This window comes from Bradyrhizobium sp. USDA 4011 (assembly GCF_054063415.1).
Genome location: NZ_JBSSGG010000001.1, coordinates 7,204,893 through 7,222,754 on the forward strand (window position 1 = coordinate 7,204,893; position 17,862 = coordinate 7,222,754).

General features: G+C 65.6%; 16 protein-coding genes. 10 read left to right on the plus strand and 6 right to left on the minus strand.

The annotated features are described in order from the left end of the window. The first annotated feature begins 12 nt into the window (after positions 1-12). Complete coding sequence (locus ACVW1C_RS33925) at positions 13-1,710, plus strand: NAD-dependent malic enzyme (RefSeq protein ID WP_456761990.1); 1,698 nt, start codon at positions 13-15, stop codon at positions 1,708-1,710. Between the two features lie 64 nt (positions 1,711-1,774). On the opposite strand, the gene ACVW1C_RS33930 is transcribed toward ACVW1C_RS33925, so the two are convergent. After that, positions 1,775-2,878, minus strand: coding sequence for a trypsin-like peptidase domain-containing protein (locus ACVW1C_RS33930; RefSeq protein ID WP_456761991.1), 1,104 nt, complete (start codon positions 2,876-2,878; stop codon positions 1,775-1,777). A gap of 208 nt (positions 2,879-3,086) precedes the next feature. Here ACVW1C_RS33930 and ACVW1C_RS33935 point away from each other — a divergent pair, with 208 nt between their 5' ends. Both ACVW1C_RS33935 and ACVW1C_RS33940 read left to right on the plus strand, forming a co-directional pair. Next, positions 3,087-4,424, plus strand: a complete 1,338-nt coding sequence (locus tag ACVW1C_RS33935) for an MFS transporter (RefSeq protein ID WP_456761992.1) — start codon at positions 3,087-3,089, stop codon at positions 4,422-4,424. Between the two features lie 25 nt (positions 4,425-4,449). Continuing rightward, on the plus strand, positions 4,450-4,833 hold the full coding sequence (locus ACVW1C_RS33940; protein WP_456761993.1) for an SPW repeat protein: 384 nt from the start codon (positions 4,450-4,452) through the stop codon (positions 4,831-4,833). Here the strand turns inward: ACVW1C_RS33940 and ACVW1C_RS33945 are convergent. Continuing rightward, on the minus strand, positions 4,830-5,102 hold the full coding sequence (locus ACVW1C_RS33945) for a hypothetical protein (RefSeq protein WP_456761994.1): 273 nt from the start codon (positions 5,100-5,102) through the stop codon (positions 4,830-4,832). The two genes, ACVW1C_RS33940 and ACVW1C_RS33945, sit on opposite strands and share 4 nt — an antisense overlap. Positions 5,103-5,309: 207 nt before the next feature. Here ACVW1C_RS33945 and ACVW1C_RS33950 point away from each other — a divergent pair, with 207 nt between their 5' ends. Together ACVW1C_RS33950 and ACVW1C_RS33955 are read left to right on the plus strand one after the other, a co-directional pair. Then, the gene (locus tag ACVW1C_RS33950; RefSeq protein ID WP_456761995.1) at positions 5,310-5,543 is read left to right on the plus strand and encodes a hypothetical protein; all 234 of its coding nucleotides are present in this window, start codon (positions 5,310-5,312) and stop codon (positions 5,541-5,543) included. Positions 5,544-5,718: 175 nt separating this feature from the next. Then, positions 5,719-5,985 carry a hypothetical protein gene (locus ACVW1C_RS33955; RefSeq protein ID WP_456761996.1) on the plus strand — a complete coding sequence of 89 codons (267 nt, stop codon included), beginning with the start codon at positions 5,719-5,721 and terminating at the stop codon, positions 5,983-5,985. 59 nt (positions 5,986-6,044) lie between these two features. Here ACVW1C_RS33955 and ACVW1C_RS33960 read toward each other — a convergent pair whose 3' ends face one another. The 3 genes from ACVW1C_RS33960 to galE all read right to left on the minus strand — a co-directional run bounded on the left by ACVW1C_RS33960 (position 6,045) and on the right by galE (position 9,717). After that, positions 6,045-6,746 (minus strand): fumarylacetoacetate hydrolase family protein, encoded by a 702-nt coding sequence (locus ACVW1C_RS33960; protein WP_456761997.1) that lies wholly within the window; start codon positions 6,744-6,746, stop codon positions 6,045-6,047. Between the two features lie 36 nt (positions 6,747-6,782). Beyond that, positions 6,783-8,594, minus strand: a complete 1,812-nt coding sequence (locus ACVW1C_RS33965) for an ABC transporter ATP-binding protein (protein ID WP_456761998.1) — start codon at positions 8,592-8,594, stop codon at positions 6,783-6,785. A gap of 109 nt (positions 8,595-8,703) precedes the next feature. Beyond that, on the minus strand, positions 8,704-9,717 hold the full coding sequence (gene galE, locus ACVW1C_RS33970) for a UDP-glucose 4-epimerase GalE (protein ID WP_456761999.1): 1,014 nt from the start codon (positions 9,715-9,717) through the stop codon (positions 8,704-8,706). Positions 9,718-9,846: 129 nt separating this feature from the next. Here galE and ACVW1C_RS33975 point away from each other — a divergent pair, with 129 nt between their 5' ends. Next, positions 9,847-10,893 carry a glycosyltransferase family 4 protein gene (locus ACVW1C_RS33975; RefSeq protein WP_456762000.1) on the plus strand — a complete coding sequence of 349 codons (1,047 nt, stop codon included), beginning with the start codon at positions 9,847-9,849 and terminating at the stop codon, positions 10,891-10,893. Here ACVW1C_RS33975 and waaF read toward each other — a convergent pair. Continuing rightward, entirely contained in the window at positions 10,875-11,939 is a 1,065-nt protein-coding gene (waaF, locus tag ACVW1C_RS33980) for a lipopolysaccharide heptosyltransferase II (RefSeq protein WP_456762001.1), read from the minus strand. The genes ACVW1C_RS33975 and waaF overlap by 19 nt on opposite strands. A gap of 135 nt (positions 11,940-12,074) precedes the next feature. Here waaF and rfaD point away from each other — a divergent pair, with 135 nt between their 5' ends. From rfaD to ACVW1C_RS34000, 4 genes are all read left to right on the plus strand, one after another. Beyond that, positions 12,075-13,055: an ADP-glyceromanno-heptose 6-epimerase gene (rfaD, locus tag ACVW1C_RS33985; RefSeq protein WP_456762002.1), complete on the plus strand. Its 981-nt coding sequence runs from the start codon at positions 12,075-12,077 to the stop codon at positions 13,053-13,055. A gap of 18 nt (positions 13,056-13,073) precedes the next feature. Continuing rightward, positions 13,074-14,546, plus strand: coding sequence for a D-glycero-beta-D-manno-heptose-7-phosphate kinase (rfaE1, locus tag ACVW1C_RS33990; protein ID WP_456762003.1), 1,473 nt, complete (start codon positions 13,074-13,076; stop codon positions 14,544-14,546). An 8-nt stretch (positions 14,547-14,554) separates the two neighbouring features. Beyond that, positions 14,555-15,835 (plus strand): O-antigen ligase family protein, encoded by a 1,281-nt coding sequence (locus ACVW1C_RS33995; protein WP_456762004.1) that lies wholly within the window; start codon positions 14,555-14,557, stop codon positions 15,833-15,835. A gap of 83 nt (positions 15,836-15,918) precedes the next feature. Next, positions 15,919-17,832, plus strand: a complete 1,914-nt coding sequence (locus ACVW1C_RS34000) for an SDR family NAD(P)-dependent oxidoreductase (RefSeq protein WP_456762005.1) — start codon at positions 15,919-15,921, stop codon at positions 17,830-17,832. Positions 17,833-17,862 lie beyond the last annotated feature (30 nt).

The following is a 17,862-nucleotide window of genomic DNA, read 5'->3' on the forward strand; positions in this document are numbered from 1 at the left end:
AGGGACCTTGTCATGTCGGAGTCTACAGGAGCTTTCGCCACCACCGCGCTGAGCGGCTACGAGCTGTTGGCCGATCCGCAGTTGAACAAGGGCACGGCGTTCTCCGAGGCCGAGCGCGAGGCGTTCGACCTGCATGGCCTGCTGCCGCCCAATATCCTGACGCTGGACGAGCAGGTCTCGCGCCGCCTCGAGGCGCTGCGCGGCTACGAGACCGACATCGAGCGCTATGCCTTTCTGCGCGAACTGCAGGACACCAACGAGACGCTGTTCTACGCGCTGCTGGTCGGCAATCTGGAAGAGCTGTTGCCGATCGTCTACACGCCAACGGTCGGCGAGGGCTGCCAGAAATTCAGCCGGCTGTTTCGCAAGCCGCGCGGGCTGTTCCTCAGCATTCCGCACCAGCACCGGATCGACCGCATTCTCGCTCATCCGCGCTTCGATCACGTCGAGGCGATCGTCGTCACCGACGGCGAGCGCATCCTCGGCCTCGGCGACCAGGGCGCCGGCGGCATGGGCATTCCGATCGGCAAGCTCTCGCTCTATACCGGCTGCGGCGGCCTGCATCCCGCGACGACCCTGCCGATCCTGCTCGACGTCGGCACCGACAATCCCGACTGCCTGGCCGATCCGCTCTATATCGGCTGGCGCAACGAGCGCGTCCGCGGTCAGGCCTATGACGACTTCATCGAGGCGTTCGTCTCGGCGGTGGTGAAGCGCTGGCCGCGCGTCCTGCTGCAATGGGAGGATTTCGCCAAGAACAACGCGACGCGCATGCTCGAGCGCTATCGCGACCGGCTCCTCACCTTCAACGACGACATTCAGGGCACCGCGGCGGTCGCGACCGGTGCCTTGCTCTCCGCGATCAACGTCACCGGCGTGCCGCTGACCGAGCAGCGTGTCGCGGTGTTCGGCGCGGGGTCCGCCGGCTGCGGCATCGCCAGCCTGATCCGCGCGGCGATGATCGACGCCGGCCTGTCCGAGAGCGAAGCGGCGAAGCGCTTCTTCATGGTCGACCGCGACGGGCTGCTGCTCGAGGGCATGAGCGGGCTCGCCCCATTCCAGTTGCCGTTTGTCCAGAGCAAGCAGGCGATCGCGGGCTGGCAGCTCAACCATCCCGACAAGATCGCGCTGCTCGACGTCGTGCGCAACGCGAGGCCGACCGTGCTGATCGGCGTCTCCGGCCAGGCCGGCGCGTTCTCCGAGCCGATCGTCCGCGCGATGGCCGAGTGCAACAAGCGGCCGGTGATCTTCCCGCTGTCGAACCCGACCTCGCGCGAGGAGGCGACGCCTTCCGATATCGAAGCCTGGACCGAGGGGAGGGCACTGATCGGCGTCGGCAGCCCGTTCCCGCCGATCACGCGCGACGGTGCGCGCTTCAAGGTCGACCAGACCAACAACTCCTACATCTTCCCGGGCGTCGGTGTCGGCGCGCTGGCGGTCGGCGCCAGCCGGATCAGTGACGGGATGTTCATGGCCGCCGCCAAGGCGCTGGCCAGCGTCTCGCCGGCCCGCTACAACCCGAAGCACAATCTGCTGCCGCCGGTCAGTGCGCTGCGCGATGTGTCGCTGACGGTGGCACTGGCGGTCGCGCTGCAGGCGCACAAGGAAGGGCTCGCCAAGGATATTCCGATCGACCAGGTCGAGGCCCGTATCCAGGCCAAGGTCTGGACGCCGCGCTACGTGCCGTATCGGCGCAGCACGCAGGGTTGACGGGTGAAAAGCCATCCGCGGTGTGGGAGCGACGCGGACGCGTTCGCTTGAGAATAATTTATGTCTAGCGCAGCCGATTCCCGCCGGCCAGCGCGCCGCTTTGCTCAAGCGGCGGCGCCACCCTCACCACCGCGCTGGCGGCGGCGCCGTCGCGCAGCAGCGTGAATCTCACGTCCTGGCCGATGCGGGCAAGGCCGATCAGATTGCGCAGCTGCGCCGCCGTGCGGATCGGGCGGTCGTCCGCCATCGTAATGACGTCGCCCTTGCGCAGGCCGGCTCGTTGCGCCGGCGAATCCGAGGCAACCTCGGCAATCATAGCGCCTTCGGTGCGGCCCTTATTGCTGGACGGGTGAAGGTCCTGCAAGGCGACGCCGATGCGACCACGCTCGACCCGTCCGGTGGCGACGATCTGTTCCATCACGCGCCGCGCCATATTGACCGGGATTGCAAACCCGATCCCGACATTGCCGCCGGCGGGCGAGATGATGGCCGAGTTGATGCCGATGAGCTCACCGCGCAAATTGACCAGCGCGCCGCCCGAATTGCCGGGGTTGATCGCGGCGTCGGTCTGGATGAAGTCTTCATAGCCCTGCTTGCCGAGCCCTGTGCGGCCGAGCGCGCTGACGAGGCCCGAGGTCACGGTCTGGCCGAGCCCGAAGGGATTGCCGATCGCGAGCACGAAGTCGCCGACCTCGAGCGTGTCGCTGTCGCCGAGCGGCAGCGCCTTGAGGCCGCCGGGGTCCTGGATTCGCAACACGGCGACATCGGTCGGCGGGTCGCGCCCGATCACCTTGGCGGAGAATTGGCGGCCGTCCTTGGTGGTGACCTGGACCACGGTGGTGCCTTCGACGACGTGATTGTTGGTCAGGACATAGCCGCGCTGCGCATCGACGATCACGCCGGAGCCGGTGGCGTTGACCTCCTTCTCGATCTGCTTCGGGATGTCGAAAAACTCGCGGAAGACCGGGTCGCGGTAGAGCGGGTTGTCCTCGCGAATCCGGCCGTGCACGGAGATGTTGACGACAGCCGGCGTGATCTGGCGGACCAGCGGCGCCAACGTCGGGACCGAGCCGCCGGTCCTGACATCCGGAATCTGGCCCGCGGCGGGACAAGTCGACGACAGCGCCAGTAAAAAGAGACTGATCGAGAACGAACGTATCCGAACCATCTTCGTCACCCCGGTTTTCGCCTAAGTTCGAATTTGGAAAACTTTGTGGCCGCTTCGGCGCCGTTGCCGGGCGTCGCTCACGATCGACTAAAGTTCTAGCCTGCGCGTTCCATTCTGTTGGAACCTTTGCTGCCGCCATGTCGTTCGTACTCAAACGACCCAAACGGTCAAAATCCGTTCGGGGGCTTTGTCCGAGGGAGATGCTCCCATGACGACACTTGGCCTCGACTCGACCCAACTCACGCCATCCGAGCATCAGCTCCAGCTGCACCGCGCGGTGATCGCCTCCACGATCGGGACCGCGATCGAGTGGTATGACTTCTTCCTCTACAGCACCGTCACCGGCCTGGTTTTCGCAAAGCTGTTCTTTCCGCATTCCGATCCCTGGGTCGGCACGCTGGAAGCCTTCGCCATCTACGCGGTCGGTTTCGTCGCGCGACCGATCGGTGCCGCGATCTTCGGCCACTATGGCGACCGCATCGGCCGCAAGTCGACGCTGATCGCGACGCTGCTCCTGATGGGACTGGCGACCGCGGCGGTCGCATTGGTGCCGACCTACTCCAGCATCGGCATCTGGGGCGCCGTGATCCTCACCGTGCTGCGTTTCATCCAGGGTGTCGGCGTCGGCGGCGAATGGGGCGGCTCGGTGCTGATGTCGATGGAATGGGCGCGCAACGATCGCTCCCGCGGCCTGATCGCGTCATGGCCGCAATTCGGCGTGCCTTGCGGGCTGTTCCTCGCCAATCTTGCCGTACTGGCCTTCAGCCAGATGTCGGGCGACCAGTTCCTGGCATGGGGCTGGCGCGTCCCGTTTGCGCTCAGCATCATTCTGGTCGGAGTCGGCCTCTACATTCGGCTCGGCATTCTCGAAACGCCGGTCTTCGCCAAGCTGGTGGCCGAGCGTCAGCTCGACCGCACGCCGATGCTGACGGTGATCAGAGATCATCCGAAGGAGATCCTGCTGTCCGCCTTCGCGCGGATGGCCGAGCAGGCGCCATTCTACATCTTCACCGCCTTCGTGTTCTCCTATGGCATCGGCACGCTGCACGTGTCGCGCGACTTCCTGCTGACCGCGGTGCTCTCGGCCTCGGTGCTGTCGTTCGTTTCGATCCCGGTGTTCGGCCACCTGTCCGACCAGATCGGCCGCAAGAACATGTACATGATCGGCGCATTGGTGACCGGCATCTTCGGCTTCATCTACTTCGCGATGCTCAATACCGGATCGGCGTCGATCATCTTTCTTGCGATCATTCTTTCGCTCATTCCGCACGACATGCAGTACGGCCCGCAGGCCGCCCTGATCGCCGAAAGCTTCACCGGACGCCTGCGCTACAGCGGCGCCTCGCTCGGTTACCAGCTCGCGTCGGTGATCGCCGGCGGTCCGGCGCCGCTCATCGCCGCATGGCTGTTCGGTACCTATCATTCGGCGATGGCGATCGCGGCCTACATCGCGATCTGCGCCGTCATCACGCTGATCGCGACCGCGCTGATGACCGACTACACCGGGAAGGACATCAATGCCGCCACCGCACATCAGCAGCGGTGAGTTGAACACAGCATGGGAGAAGTAGATGGTGAAATGGCGAAAAGAGTCCGCGCTCGATCTCTATAACCTCGTCGCAGCGATCTTCCTGCTCGCCGCGCCGTGGCTGTTTGCGCACGCCAACCCGACGGCGGCGATCGATCTGAGGATCAGCGGTGCCGCGATCGCGATCATGTCGCTGGCGGCGATCGTCGCGTTCTCGATCTGGGAGGAATGGATCAATCTGTTGGTCGGATGCTGGCTGATCGCCTCGCCCTGGCTGCTCGGCTTCACGCACACCCGCGCGATGCATTTTGCCATCGCCGCGGGTGCGGTGGTCGCATTCATGGCGTTGCTCGAGCTGTGGCTCGAGTACGAGAAGACGCATCTTGGTCCGGCCGCAGCGCAGGACCAGGAGAGCATCAGAAGCTAGCAGCCGCGGCAAATGCCCTTGATCTTGCGGTCGACGATCGCGTCGTCCTGATCGATGATCTGCTGCGATGCCGACGCCGCTGCCGGAATGTCGGCAGCGCGCGGCTGGCGATGACCGACGGGCGCCGACCATGGCCGGGTCGCGGTTTCATTTGAGGCAAATGCACTGGGCTCCTGGGCCGTCGCCCGTGCGAAGCAAGAGGTCGTCACGGCCATGGACAGGATTGCAGCCAGGCCGAGTCCTCTGCCAAATCGTCGAAGATCGCTCATCAGAATCTCCATGCCGTCATCGCCGCGTTTGCGCACGGCCTCGAGGAAATGGAGCGCCTCGGCCGCTCCGGTATTCCCCGATCCGCCTGATCTGATCGGGCGCTCGCGGTTCGGTGATCGCGCGTGATGAAATAGTTTCTCGGCATCTACGGTCATTGGTCACAGGAGCCGAGTTCGGTCGGCTTCATCCACGTGCGGAGAAACCCAATGACCAAATTGACCTTCGTGACGCTTGCTCTGGTTGCGGCAGCTGCGTTCTCGGCTCAGGCCTCGGCCGCCAGCAACAATGCTGCGATGCGGCGCGCCCATGCTTCGATGACGACAACGACGACGACACCGGTCGGCAGCAAGACGACCGATTGCGTGCGCGCGCCGAACGTCGGATCGTTCGCAACCGCGCCCTTCACCGAGCCGCCCTGCATGCCCGGCACGATGCGCTGACCACGCGCAGCGGAAAGCCCCGGACCTCTGGCCCGGGGTTTCCCGGGCGATGCGATGCCGGGAAGTGGCCGCGGAATGAGCGTGACCCAGCTCACAGCAAGGCCAGTCCAATCGTGCGAAGCGTGCGGTTCGGAGCTGGCGCATGGTGCCCGGCCCGAGTTCAAGGAGACGTCGCATGACACGCAATTCGCTTCTTGCCTTCGCTGCCGTTGTCGCATTCGGCGTTACCGCGCTGAGCTCCGCACATGCCGGCGGACTTCACATGGCGCCGCCGAAGAATGTCGGCGCGAAACTGCCCCCGGGCGGCTCGGGCGGCCCGCACCGCCAGCCGGTCGATCCGCAGCCCTCGCTTGGAACGGGTTACAGCGGTGACAGCGCGGGTGGCAGCGGAGGTGGCGGATATTTCGGCGACCCCAACCATCCCGGCCACGAGCAATTCTGATAGCAACGGCCCCGAATTTGGTTCGGGGCCGCGGTCTGCTGGTGGATCGGATCCGGAGTCTACTCCGGCTTGCCGATCGATACCTTCAGCGTGCCGACGCCGTCGACGCCGCATTCGAGCTTGTCGCCCACCTGTAGCTGCGACACGCCGGCGGGCGTGCCGGTCATGATGATGTCGCCGGCGGCGAGCTTCACCTGCTGCGAGAGCTGCCAGATGATCTCAGGCACGTTCCAGATCAATTCGGTGAGGTCGCCCTTCTGCGCTTCCTTGCCGTTGACGGTGAGCCAGATCTTGCCGCTGGAGGGATGACCGATCTTCGAGGCCGGCTGGATCGCGGAGCAGGGCGCGGAATAGTCGAACGACTTGCCGATCTCCCAGGGCCGCTCCTTCTTGCGCGAGGCGATCTGCAGGTCGCGGCGGGTCAGGTCGATGCCGACGGCATAGCCGTAGACATGCTCGAGCGCCTTTTCGGCGGGAATGTTGAGCCCGCCGCTCTTCATCGCCACCACCAGCTCGACCTCGTGATGCAGGTCCTTGGTCAGCGGCGGATAGGGGATCGTCGCACCATCCGGCACCAGCATGTCGGCATGCTTGCCGAAGAAGAACGGCGGCGCACGCTCGTCATTGCCCATCTCCCTGATATGCTCGAGGTAGTTGCGGCCGACGCACCAGATGCGGCGGACCGGATAGACGCCGGATTCGCCGACGACGGGGAGCGAGGGCTGCGGAGGAAGCGGAATGACGGTGGAGGCGGCGTTCATGTGGGTCTCGCTGCTCTTGGGGTGGATTTGATCGGTCTAGCCGGTGGCGCTGATCGGCGCCAATGCCAGCGGCGATGGGTCGTGGTGGTGCTGCAGGCGGAAGAACGAGGCGTAGCGGCCGCTGCGGCGCAACAGCTCGTCGTGCCGCCCGCGCTCGACGATCTCGCCGCCCTCGACCACCAGGATCGCGTCTGCATGCATGATGGTGTGCAGGCGGTGCGCGATCACGATCGTGGTGCGGCCCTGGCAGAGATGCTCGATCGCCTCCTGCACCTGCTTCTCGGACTCCGAGTCGAGTGCGGCGGTGGCCTCGTCGAGCAGGATGATCGGCGCGTTCTTGACCAGCGCGCGGGCGACCGCGATGCGCTGGCGTTGTCCGCCGGACAGTTGCGTGCCGTGCTCGCCGACCGGCGTGTCGTAGCCGAGCGGGAAGCTCATGATGAAGTCGTGCGCACAAGCAGCCTTGGCGGCGTCGACGATCTCGGCCTCGGTCGCGCCCGGCTTACCGAAGGCGATGTTGGCGCGGATGGTGTCGCGGAACAGATAGACGTCCTGGCCGACATAGGCGGTCTGCCGGCGCAGCGAGTTGCGCGAGACCGACAGGATCGACTGTCCGTCGATCAGGATGTCGCCCTCGCGCGTCTCGTAGAAGCGCAGCAGCAGGGCGAGCACCGTCGATTTGCCGCCGCCGGAGGGGCCGACCAGCGCGGTGACCTTGCCGGGCTCGGCCATGAAGCTCAAGCGGTTCAGCACCGGCTCACCGGGGCGATAGGCGAAGCTGACGTCGCGCAGTTCGATCCGCGCATCGGAGAGTTTGAGCGCCGGCTTGTCGTCGTCGGCCTGCTCGCTTGCGGGGCTGTCGACGACCTCGAGCAGCATCCGCGCGCCGACCAGCTGGCTGTTGAGATCGATGTTGAGCCGCGCCAGGCGCTTGGCCGGCTCGGTCGCCATCAGGAAGGCGGTCAGGAACGTGAAGAACTGGCCCGGCGTGGAACCGAGCGCCACCACGCTGTAGCCGCCATACATCAGGCAGCCGGCGACCGCGAAGCCGCCGAGCATCTCCATCAGCGGGTTGGAGCGGTTGGCGACATGCGCCATCTTGTTGGCATTGCGCTCGACGATCGCGATGTTCTCGTCGATCCGCTGCTGCATGGTGCCTTCCAGCGTGAACGCCTTCACGGTGCGGATGCCCTGCAGCGATTCCTGCATCGTCTCCATGATGTCGGCGGTGCCGGTGAACTGGTTGTAGGCGAGGCCCTTGATCCGCTTCACCAGCTTGCGCAGCACCAGCATCGCCGGCGGCACCGCGACGAGCCCGATGAACGACATCAGCGGGTCCTGCCAGACCATGACGGCGACCATGCTGATCAGCATCAGGAAGTCGCGGCCGATCGCGTTGACCAGCATGTTGAGCACGTCGGTGATCGACTTGGCGCCGGCGGTGAGCCGCGCCAGGAATTCCGACGAGTGCCGCTGCGAGAAGAAGCCGATGCTTTCGCTCATCAGCTTGGCGAACAATTGCCGCTGGTTCCGCGCCAAGATGGCGTTGCTGATCTTCGACAGGATCACCATGTGGCCGTAGGTCGCCACGCCCTTGATGAACAGCAGCGCCACCGTGACCCCGGCAAACATCGCGATGCCGGGGATATTCTTGTCGACATAGGCCTGGTTGATCACCTGGCCGAGCACGTAAGTGGCGCCGGCCGTCGAGCCGGCCGCAACGGCCATCAGGGCGAACGCCGTCAAATAGCGTCGCCAATAGGTGATCCCCTGTTCCGTGACCAGGCGGCGAATCAGGATCGCCGCGCCATAGGGATCGTCGGTAATTTTCTTTGGAAACTGAGCCATCCGCGTTCCATTGACGGCGGGCAGCGCCGGGCCGTCAGGGTTGCGGACCTCCTTGCCCGCTTGGCGGGGCTTTTTCAAGCACAATAACTGCTTGATAACGGCTTGATTTTTAGGCCGATTCTGCCTGTCGCGCGGCACCCCCGCGCTCCCGGAACAACTTCTCCTCCCAGGCCAGCGCGTGGTTCGCGATGGTCTCGAGATCGTCGTAGCGCGGGGTCCAGTCGAGCAGCGAGCGGATCCGGGTGGTGTCGGCCACCATGGTCATGATGTCGCCGGGCCGGCGCGCGGCATAGGCGACCGCGAAATTGCGCATCGAGACCCGGCGCACCGCCTCGATCGTCTCGAGCACGGAATAGCCGCGGCCGTAACCGCAGTTCATCGTCACCGATTGCCCGCCGGCGCGCAGATAGGACAGTGCCGAGCGATGCGCCTCGACGAGGTCGCTGACATGGATGAAGTCGCGCACGCAGCTGCCGTCCTGGGTCGGATAGTCGGTGCCGAACACGTCGATCTTGGCGCGCTGGCCGGTCGCGGCCTCGACCGCGATCTTGAGCAGATGGGTGGCGCCGATGGTGGCAAGACCGGCGCGGCCCTTCGGGTCGGCGCCGGCGACGTTGAAGTAGCGAAGCACGACGTAGCTCATGCCATGGGCGGAGGCGACGTCGTGCAGCATGATCTCGGTCATCAGCTTCGACGAGCCATAGGGTGACAGCGGACGCGTCGGCGCGATCTCGGGCACCGGCACCCGCTCCGGATTGCCGTAGACGGCCGCGGTCGAGGAGAAGATGAAGCGGTTGACGCCGCCCTTCACCGCAGCGTTGAGCAGGCTGCGCGTCGTCATGGTGTTGTTACGGTAGTAGCCGAGCGGATCGCGCATCGAGTCCGGCACCACGACCGAGCCGGCGAAATGGATGATGCTGTCGATGCCGTGCTGTGCGATCACGCCCTCGACGAGGTTCTCGTCGCCGGCGTCACCGATGAACAGCGGAACACCTTCGGGCAGGAACGCGGAGAAGCCGGTGGAAAGATTGTCGACGACGACGACGCTCTCGCCGGCATCGACCAGCGCATGAACCATGTGACTTCCGATATAGCCGGCACCGCCGGTCACGAGCACGGTCATGGATAGCTCTCCCGATATCTTTAACCGGCGATGCTAGCGGGAGTGCGGTGAAGAGGGGGTTTCGCGGCGGCCGAACTGGCCACTATGCTTAATGTTGCGTATAGGAACTGGCACGAAACGGAGACTTGCGTGCCGATCGAGAACACACCTGCCAGCGAGCTCGTGCTCATCGTGCCCAATCTGCACCGACGCTATTCGGGTGTCACCGCGACCAACCGCATGGTCGCGCCGAAGCTTGCCAAGATGTTTCGCGCAGGCTGGCTCGGCTCGCATCCGCCGGACGGCATCGACGCGATGGGATTTGTCGATCTGCTGCGGCTGTGGCGGCGCGCCAGGCCTGTGATCTGGCACGCGCGGCGCAATGACGAGATGATTGTTGGCCTACTGCTGCGCGCGCTCGGCTGGCCGCTGAAACTGCTGTTCACGTCAGCCGCGCAGCGCCATCACACCTGGCTGACGCGCTGGCTGATCCGCAACATGGATGCGATCATCGCCACCAGCCCGCTGTCGGCCTCTTATCTGAAGCGCGACGCCACCGTGGTGATGCATGGCGTCGATACAGATCGTTACGCGCCGCCGGCCGATCGTGCGAACGCCTTCGCGGAAAGCGGATTGCCGGGCCGTTATGCGATCGGCTGCTTCGGACGGGTGCGCGCGCAGAAGGGCAGCGACGTGTTCGTCGAGGCGATGTGCAGGCTGCTGCCGCGCTATCCGGATTTCACCGCCGTCATCGTCGGCGCGGTGGTGCCGGAGCAACTGGCCTTTGCCAATGAGCTGAAGCGGAAGATCGCGGCCGCCGGCCTGCAATCGCGCATCATCATCACGGGTGAGCTACCGATCGAGGATGTCGTGCGCTGGTACCAGCGGCTGACGATCTACGCCTTCACCTCGCGCAATGAAGGTTTTGGCCTGACCTTGATCGAGGCGATGTCGGCAGGCGCGGCGCTGGTGGCCGCGCGTGCGGGCGCGGCGGAGTTCGTGGTCGAGGACGGGGTCACCGGCGTGTTGACACCGCCCGGGGACGCCGACGCGCTGGTGGCGGCACTCGAGCCCTTGATGCGCGATCCGGCCGTGGCCGCGGCGATGGGCGCGCAGGCGCGCCAACGAGTTGTGGATAAGTTCAGCCTCGATGCGGAGGCGAACGCGATCGCTAAGGTCTATCGCACGCTCATCTGAGCCAGCACGCGCTCGGCGATCCCGACGATGTCTTCGGGGGGGATGTCGCGCATGCAGCGATGGTCGTTCATGGTGCAGACCGTGCGCTGGCACGGCTGGCATGGCAGCTTGCTTTTGGTCTGCCGCACCGTGGCGGCGAGGCCGTTGAGGGGCGCCCAGAGATAGGGATCGGTCGGGCCGAAGATGCCCATAGTCGGGGTGCCGATCGCGGCTGCGATGTGCATCAGCCCGGAGTCGTTGGTCACAGCGACGCTGGCCGCGGCCATCGCCAGCACGCCGTTGCGCAGATCGGTGCCGGTGAGATCGCGGACCCGCGGGCCGCCGACAGCGGCGATCTCCTGCGCCAGCGCCTTCTCGCCGGGGCCGCCGACCACCCAGACGTCGAAGCCGTGTTCGGCGAACAACCGGGCGGCTTCGGGATAATAGGTCCAGCGTTTCGAGACCCCGACCGAGCCGGGTCCGAGTGCGATGGCCGGACCGGTGCCGAGGCCGTTGGCCTGCCGCCATCGGCCGACCTCGTCGGCGGGAACCCGCAGCTGCGGCACCGGCCATTCGGGCGGGCGCGGAGTGCCTTCGGGCAGCGCCAGGATGGCGTTCTTGTCGATGAAGCGCGGCTGCTTCTTCTCGCCCCATCGCATGGCGTTGATCAGGCCGAACCGTGCCTCGCCGAAGAAGCCGACCCGCTCCGGAATGCCCGCCAGCGCCGGCGCGATGGCCGCCTTCCAGGTGCGCGGCAGCACCAGCGCGGTGGCGTAGTTCCGCTTCCGAAACTCGGCCGCCAGCGCCCGCTGCCGGGCCAGCGCCAGCCGGCTGCGCGGCAGGTCGAACACGACGGCTGCACGGACCCCGGGCATATAATCGACCAAAGGGGCGCAAAGCCTAGATGTCAGGAGGTCGACCGGCCGGTTGGGCCAGCGCTTGCGGAGCACCCTGACCACGGTGTGGCCGCGCACGAAATCGCCGATCCAAACATAGGGCACGACGAGGATCGGTCTGGTATCCTTGGTATCCTGGGTTTCGATGTCAGATATTGAATCAATATTCATTTCTAAACGGGCCAAAGCCGGATCGGCGCGGCCAAGTCGGTAACCGGTTCGCGAAGTGAGGTAAAGCCGTCGTTGCCTGCGGCGCGGGAGTGGGGCAAAGCTGGCGGCTGCAAAGGAATCTGGCGGGATTTCATCATGTTTCTGGTAACCGGGGGCGCCGGTTTTATCGGATCGAACGTCGTGGCCGCGTTGAATGACGCCGGGCGCAGCGACGTGGCGGTCTGCGACATTCTTGGGGACGACGGCAAGTGGCGGAACCTGGCCAAGCGCCAGATCGCCGATTTCGTGCCGCCGGCCGAGTTGATGGCTTGGCTGCAGGGCCGGCGGCTGGATGCCGTCCTCCATCTCGGAGCGATCTCGGCGACCACCGCGACCGACGGCGATCTGGTGATCGAGACCAATTTCCGTCTTTCGATGCGGCTGCTCGACTGGTGCACCCCGACCGGAACCCCGCTGATCTATGCCTCGTCGGCGGCCACCTATGGCGACGGCGACCAGGGCTTCGACGACGATGGTTCGGTGGAGGCGCTCAAGCGTCTGCGGCCGATGAACCTGTATGGCTGGAGCAAGAACCTGTTCGACCTCGCCGTCGCCGAACGCGCTGCGAAAGGTGAGCCCCTGCCGCCGCAATGGGCGGGGCTGAAATTCTTCAACGTGTTCGGCCCGAATGAATATCACAAGGGCACGATGATGAGCGTGCTGGCGCGCCGCTTCGACGACATCAAGGCGGGCCGCGTCGTGCAACTGTTCAAGTCGCATCGCGAGGGCATCGCCGATGGCGATCAGCGCCGCGACTTCATCTATGTCGACGACGTCGTGCGGGTGATGATGTGGCTGGTCGCGACGCCGCGGGTCTCCGGCCTGTTCAATGTCGGCACCGGCAAGGCGCGCAGCTTCAAGGACCTGATCGTCTCGGCCTATGGCGCGCTCGGCCTGCAGCCGAACATCCAGTATGTCGACATGCCCGAGCAGATTCGCGGCAGTTATCAATATTTCACCCAGAGCGTCGTCGATCGTCTCGGGCGCGCCGGATACAATGGCGGTTTTACGCAGTTGGAAGACGCGGTCGGGGCCTATGTGAACGGCTTCCTCGATCGCGCGGATCGCTATCGCTAGAGCGGATGACGGTGACTGATGTTCGATTTTGAAGCGATCTCGCGTGCAATGTCCGGCCAGACCGTGCTCTGCGTCGGCGACCTGATGCTCGACGAGTTCGTGTATGGCGAGGTGTCGCGGATCTCGCCGGAGGCGCCGGCGCCGGTGATCGCGGTCAGGCGCAGCGAGATCAACATCGGCGGCGCCGGCAACGTCGCGCGCAATATCGCCGCGCTCGGCGGCCGCTGCATCTTCGTCGGCCTGATCGGTGAGGATGCCGCTGGAACGGCGCTGACCGAAGCGCTGGCGAAAGAGGCTGGCATCGAGACCGTGCTGGTGCGCGACGCCGCGCGTCCGACCACGCGCAAGGTGCGCTTCGTCTCCGAACAATTCTCGACCCACATGCTGCGCTCCGATTGGGAGCTGGCCGCGCCGGCCGCGGCCGCCATCGAGCAGCAACTGATCGACGCGATCCTGCCGCGCCTTGCGCGCGCCGACGTCGTGCTGCTGTCCGATTACGCCAAGGGCGTGCTGACCGCGCGCGTGATCCGCAACGTGATCGACGCCGCGCGCCAGGCGGGCAAGCGCGTGATCGTCGATCCGAAGAGCGCCAACCTCGCGATCTATCGCGGCGCGACGGTGTTGACGCCGAACCGGAAGGAATTCGCCGAGGCGACCCGCAGCCGCGCCGACAGCCAGGACAGCATCGCGCAGGCCGCGCCCGATGCGATGGTTCTCGCCGATTGCGAGGCGATGCTGGTGACGCAGGGCGAGCGCGGCATGACGCTGGTGACGCGGGACGGCGGTTCGATCCATGTGCCGGCACTGCCGGTCAAGGTGCGCGATGTCTCCGGGGCCGGCGATACCGTCGCGGCGGCGCTGGCGCTGGCGCTGGCTGCTGGTGCCGACTGGGACGGCGCGCTGCGGATCGCGAGTGCCGCAGCCGCGGTTGCGGTCGGCAAGACCGGTACCGCGATCGTCAGATCCGCCGAGTTGCGGCGAAAGATCCTGCCGCACGCCTCGCTGGCGGCCGAGGAGAAGATCGTCCCGGCCGGCGGCGATATCGACGCGTATCTCGAGGAATGGCGCAGGCAGGATCTGCGGATCGGCTTCACCAATGGCTGTTTCGACATCCTGCATCCCGGCCACGTCAAGGTGCTGACCGCCGCGCGCAGCGCCTGCGACCGCCTGATCGTCGGATTGAACAGCGACGCCTCGGTGAAGCGGCTGAAGGGCGAGGGGCGTCCGGTGCAGAACGAGCGCGCCCGGGCCGAGGTGCTGGCGGCGCTGGAAGCCGTCGACCTCGTCGCAATCTTCGAGGAGGACACGCCGATCAACCTGATCACGAAGGTGCGGCCGAGCGTGCTGGTCAAGGGCGGCGACTATACCCGCGAGCAGGTGGTTGGCCACGAGATCGTCGAGGCCGCCGGCGGCGAGGTGGTGCTGGTCGAGATCCTGCAGGGCCACAGCACGACGTCGCTGGTTGCCCGGGCCCGTGAGGGCAAGGCGTGAGCGCGAGCATGGCATCCCCGGCTGGCGCCGCGGCGTGCCCGGCCTGGCGCGATCCGGCGCGCTGGCAGAGCACGACCGACGTGGTCGCGGTCCTGATTGCGCTGTCGCTGCCGTGGTCGACTTCGCTGGTCGGCATCTTCGGCGTGGTGCTGCTGATCTCGATTGCGCCGACCGTCGACCTGCGGGCGTTCTGGACGCTGCTGAAGCGGCCGATCTGCGTGGCGCCGATCGCGCTGTTTTGCCTCGCGCTCACTGGCACGCTCTGGTCGGACGCCGCCTGGGGCGCGAGATTGTACGCGGTCGGGCCGACAGCAAAGCTGCTGGTGCTTCCGGTGCTGCTCTATCACTTCCAGCGCTCGGCCCGCGGGACTTGGGTGTTCGTGGCTTTCCTCGTCTCCTGCACGCTGCTGATGCTGATGTCGTGGCTGGTGCTTGCCTATCCCCATCTCGCGCTGCGGGCGCCGGCGCCCGGCGAGCAGGGCGTCTTCGTCAAGAACTACATCGACCAGAGCCAGGAATTCACGCTGTGCGCGGTCGCGCTGGCCTATCCGATCGTCATGCTGTTGCGGGCCAATCGCGTCCTGCCGGCCGTGTTGCTGACCGGGATTGCGCTCAGCCTGCTTGCCAACATGGCGTTCGTGGTGGTGTCGCGGACCGCGCTGGTGACGATTCCGATCATGTTCGCGGTGTTTGCGCTGCTGCATCTGCGCTGGCGCAGCATCGCGCTGATCCTGTGTGCGGCCGCGGCGTTGTCCGTGGCGGCGTGGTATGCCTCGCCGCAACTGCGCGCGACAGCCGAGTCATTCCAGCGCGATTACAAGCTCTACATGGAGCGCAACGAGCCGACGTCGCTTGGTTTGCGGCTCGAATTCTGGCGCAAATCGCTCGGCTTCTTCGCCGAGGCTCCGGTCATCGGTCACGGCACCGGAGCGACGCGGGGCCTGTTCGAGCGCGTCGCGGCCGGCGGCGTGAACCAGGCTTCCGCCGAAGTGATCGGAAACCCCCACAATCAAACGTTGAACGTCGCCGTGCAGTGGGGCATTGTGGGTGTAGCGATACTGTACGCGATGTGGCTGCTGCACCTGTTGCTGTTCCGCGGCGACGGTCTCGTCAACTGGATCGGGCTCCTCGTCGTGGTACAGAATATTTCAAGTTCGTTGTTTAATTCACACATCTTCGATTTTCATGAAGGCTGGATGTATGTGCTGGGCGTCGGCGTTGCGGGCGGCATGGCGTTGAAGGGGCGGTTGGGGACGGATATGGAACCCGAGCCTCCGATCCGTCCATGATCGCTGGCAAGGGCCCCGCAGATACGCTACAGCCTGCCAATGTCTCGTCGCCAACTCCCAGTTGCCAGCAACCCGTCCGTTAGATGACGCGCCTTTCACAACTCCACCTGCGCAACTTCCTCATTCTGGCGCATGACGCGCTCGCGACGACGTTTGCGTTGCTGGCGAGCTTCTATCTGCGCTTCGAGGGCAGCCTGCTAACCGATCGGCTGCCGCATTTGCTGCGCATTCTGCCCTGGTTCGTGCTGTTCAGCGTCGTGGTCAGCTATTTCTCCAATCTGACCACGGCGAAATGGCGCTTCACCTCGCTGCCGGACGCGGTGAACATTCTGCGGGTCGCAGCGGTGCTGACGCTGGCGCTGGTCGTGGTGGATTACGTCTACTTCTTCACCGGAGCGAATTCGCCAAGCCCGGTGTTCCTCGGCCGCGTCACGATCATCCTGTTCTTCTTCCTTGAGGTGTTCGCGCTGAGCGCGCTGCGCCTCGGCTATCGCTACTTCCGCTATTCGCGCACGCGGCTTCATGCCCGATCCGACAATGCCGCGTCGGCGCTGCTGGTCGGACGCACGGCCGACGCGGAAGTCGTGCTGCGCGGCATCGAGAACGGCGCCATCAAGCGGCTCTGGCCGGTCGGCGTGCTCTCGCCGTCGGCCGCGGACCGCGGCCAGATGATCCGCAACATTCCCGTGGTCGGCGGCATCGATGATATCGAAGTCGTGATTCGGGATTTCGAGAGCCGCCAGCGGCCGATCAAGCGCGTGATCATGACGCCCTCGGCCTTTGAGCCGGATGCGCATCCGGAAAGCGTGCTGATGCGCGCCAAGCGGCTTGGTCTGATGGTCAGCCGCCTGCCGTCGCTGGAGGGCGGCGATACGCCACGGCTCACCAATGTCGCGGTCGAAGACCTGCTGCTGCGCCCGAGCCAGAAGATCGACTACGCGCGGCTCGAGACGCTGGTGAAGGGCAAGTCCGTCATCGTGACCGGCGGCGGCGGCTCGATCGGCGCGGAGATCTGCGAGAGGGTCGCGACCTTCGGCGCGGCGCGTCTCCTGGTCGTCGAGAACTCGGAGCCGGCGCTCTATGCGGTCACCGAGGCGCTGTCCGCGCGCGACAGCGGCCCCGAGATCGAGGGCCGGATCGCGGACATCAGGGATCGCGAACGCATCACGCGCCTGATGAGCGAATTCAAGCCCGACATCGTGTTCCATGCCGCGGCGCTCAAGCATGTGCCGATCCTGGAGCGCGACTGGAGCGAAGGGGTCAAGACCAACATCTTCGGCTCGGTGAACGTCGCCGACGCGGCGCGTGCCGCGGGCGCGAGCGCCATGGTGATGATCTCGACCGACAAGGCCATCGAGCCGGTGTCGATGCTCGGCCTGACCAAGCGGTTCGCCGAGATGTATTGTCAGGCGATGGATCATGACCTGATGACCGAGGCCAGGGGCAAGTCGCACATGCGGCTGATCTCGGTGCGGTTCGGCAATGTGCTGGCCTCCAACGGATCCGTGGTGCCGAAATTCAAGGCCCAGATCGAGGCCGGCGGACCGATCACAGTCACCCATCCGGACATGGTCCGTTATTTCATGACGATCCGCGAAGCCTGCGATCTCGTGATCACCGCCGCGACGCACGCCATGACGCCGGCGCGACCTGACGTCTCGGTCTATGTGCTGAACATGGGGCAGCCGGTGAAGATCGTCGATCTCGCCGAGCGGATGATCCGCCTGTCGGGCCTGCAACCGGGCGTCGACGTCGAGATCGTGTTCAGCGGCATCCGTCCCGGCGAGCGGCTGAACGAGATCCTGTTCGCCAGCCAGGAGCCGACGCTCGAAATCGGCGTCGCTGGCGTCATGGCCGCCAAGCCGAACCAGCCTCCGATGTCGACGCTGCGCAAGTGGCTCGCGGCGCTGGAAGATGCGATCGAGAGGGATGACCGCGTGACCATCCGTGCCGTTCTTCAGGACGCCGTGCCCGAGTTCGGATCGAATGCCGCCTGACCGCGCCGTCCTGCGGGTGATCAGACAGGA

Coding starts and splice junctions, on each gene's coding strand:
- ACVW1C_RS33955 (WP_456761996.1), top strand. CDS start 5,719: ATGACACGCAATTCGCTTCTTGCCTTCGCTGCCGTTGTCGCATTCGGC.
- rfaD (WP_456762002.1), top strand. CDS start 12,075: ATGTTTCTGGTAACCGGGGGCGCCGGTTTTATCGGATCGAACGTCGTG.
- waaF (WP_456762001.1), bottom strand. CDS start 11,939: ATGAATATTGATTCAATATCTGACATCGAAACCCAGGATACCAAGGAT.
- ACVW1C_RS34000 (WP_456762005.1), top strand. CDS start 15,919: ATGACGCGCCTTTCACAACTCCACCTGCGCAACTTCCTCATTCTGGCG.
- ACVW1C_RS33925 (WP_456761990.1), top strand. CDS start 13: ATGTCGGAGTCTACAGGAGCTTTCGCCACCACCGCGCTGAGCGGCTAC.
- ACVW1C_RS33950 (WP_456761995.1), top strand. CDS start 5,310: ATGACCAAATTGACCTTCGTGACGCTTGCTCTGGTTGCGGCAGCTGCG.
- ACVW1C_RS33930 (WP_456761991.1), bottom strand. CDS start 2,878: ATGGTTCGGATACGTTCGTTCTCGATCAGTCTCTTTTTACTGGCGCTG.
- rfaE1 (WP_456762003.1), top strand. CDS start 13,074: ATGTTCGATTTTGAAGCGATCTCGCGTGCAATGTCCGGCCAGACCGTG.
- galE (WP_456761999.1), bottom strand. CDS start 9,717: ATGACCGTGCTCGTGACCGGCGGTGCCGGCTATATCGGAAGTCACATG.
- ACVW1C_RS33960 (WP_456761997.1), bottom strand. CDS start 6,746: ATGAACGCCGCCTCCACCGTCATTCCGCTTCCTCCGCAGCCCTCGCTC.
- ACVW1C_RS33995 (WP_456762004.1), top strand. CDS start 14,555: ATGGCATCCCCGGCTGGCGCCGCGGCGTGCCCGGCCTGGCGCGATCCG.
- ACVW1C_RS33965 (WP_456761998.1), bottom strand. CDS start 8,594: ATGGCTCAGTTTCCAAAGAAAATTACCGACGATCCCTATGGCGCGGCG.
- ACVW1C_RS33945 (WP_456761994.1), bottom strand. CDS start 5,102: ATGAGCGATCTTCGACGATTTGGCAGAGGACTCGGCCTGGCTGCAATC.
- ACVW1C_RS33940 (WP_456761993.1), top strand. CDS start 4,450: ATGGTGAAATGGCGAAAAGAGTCCGCGCTCGATCTCTATAACCTCGTC.
- ACVW1C_RS33935 (WP_456761992.1), top strand. CDS start 3,087: ATGACGACACTTGGCCTCGACTCGACCCAACTCACGCCATCCGAGCAT.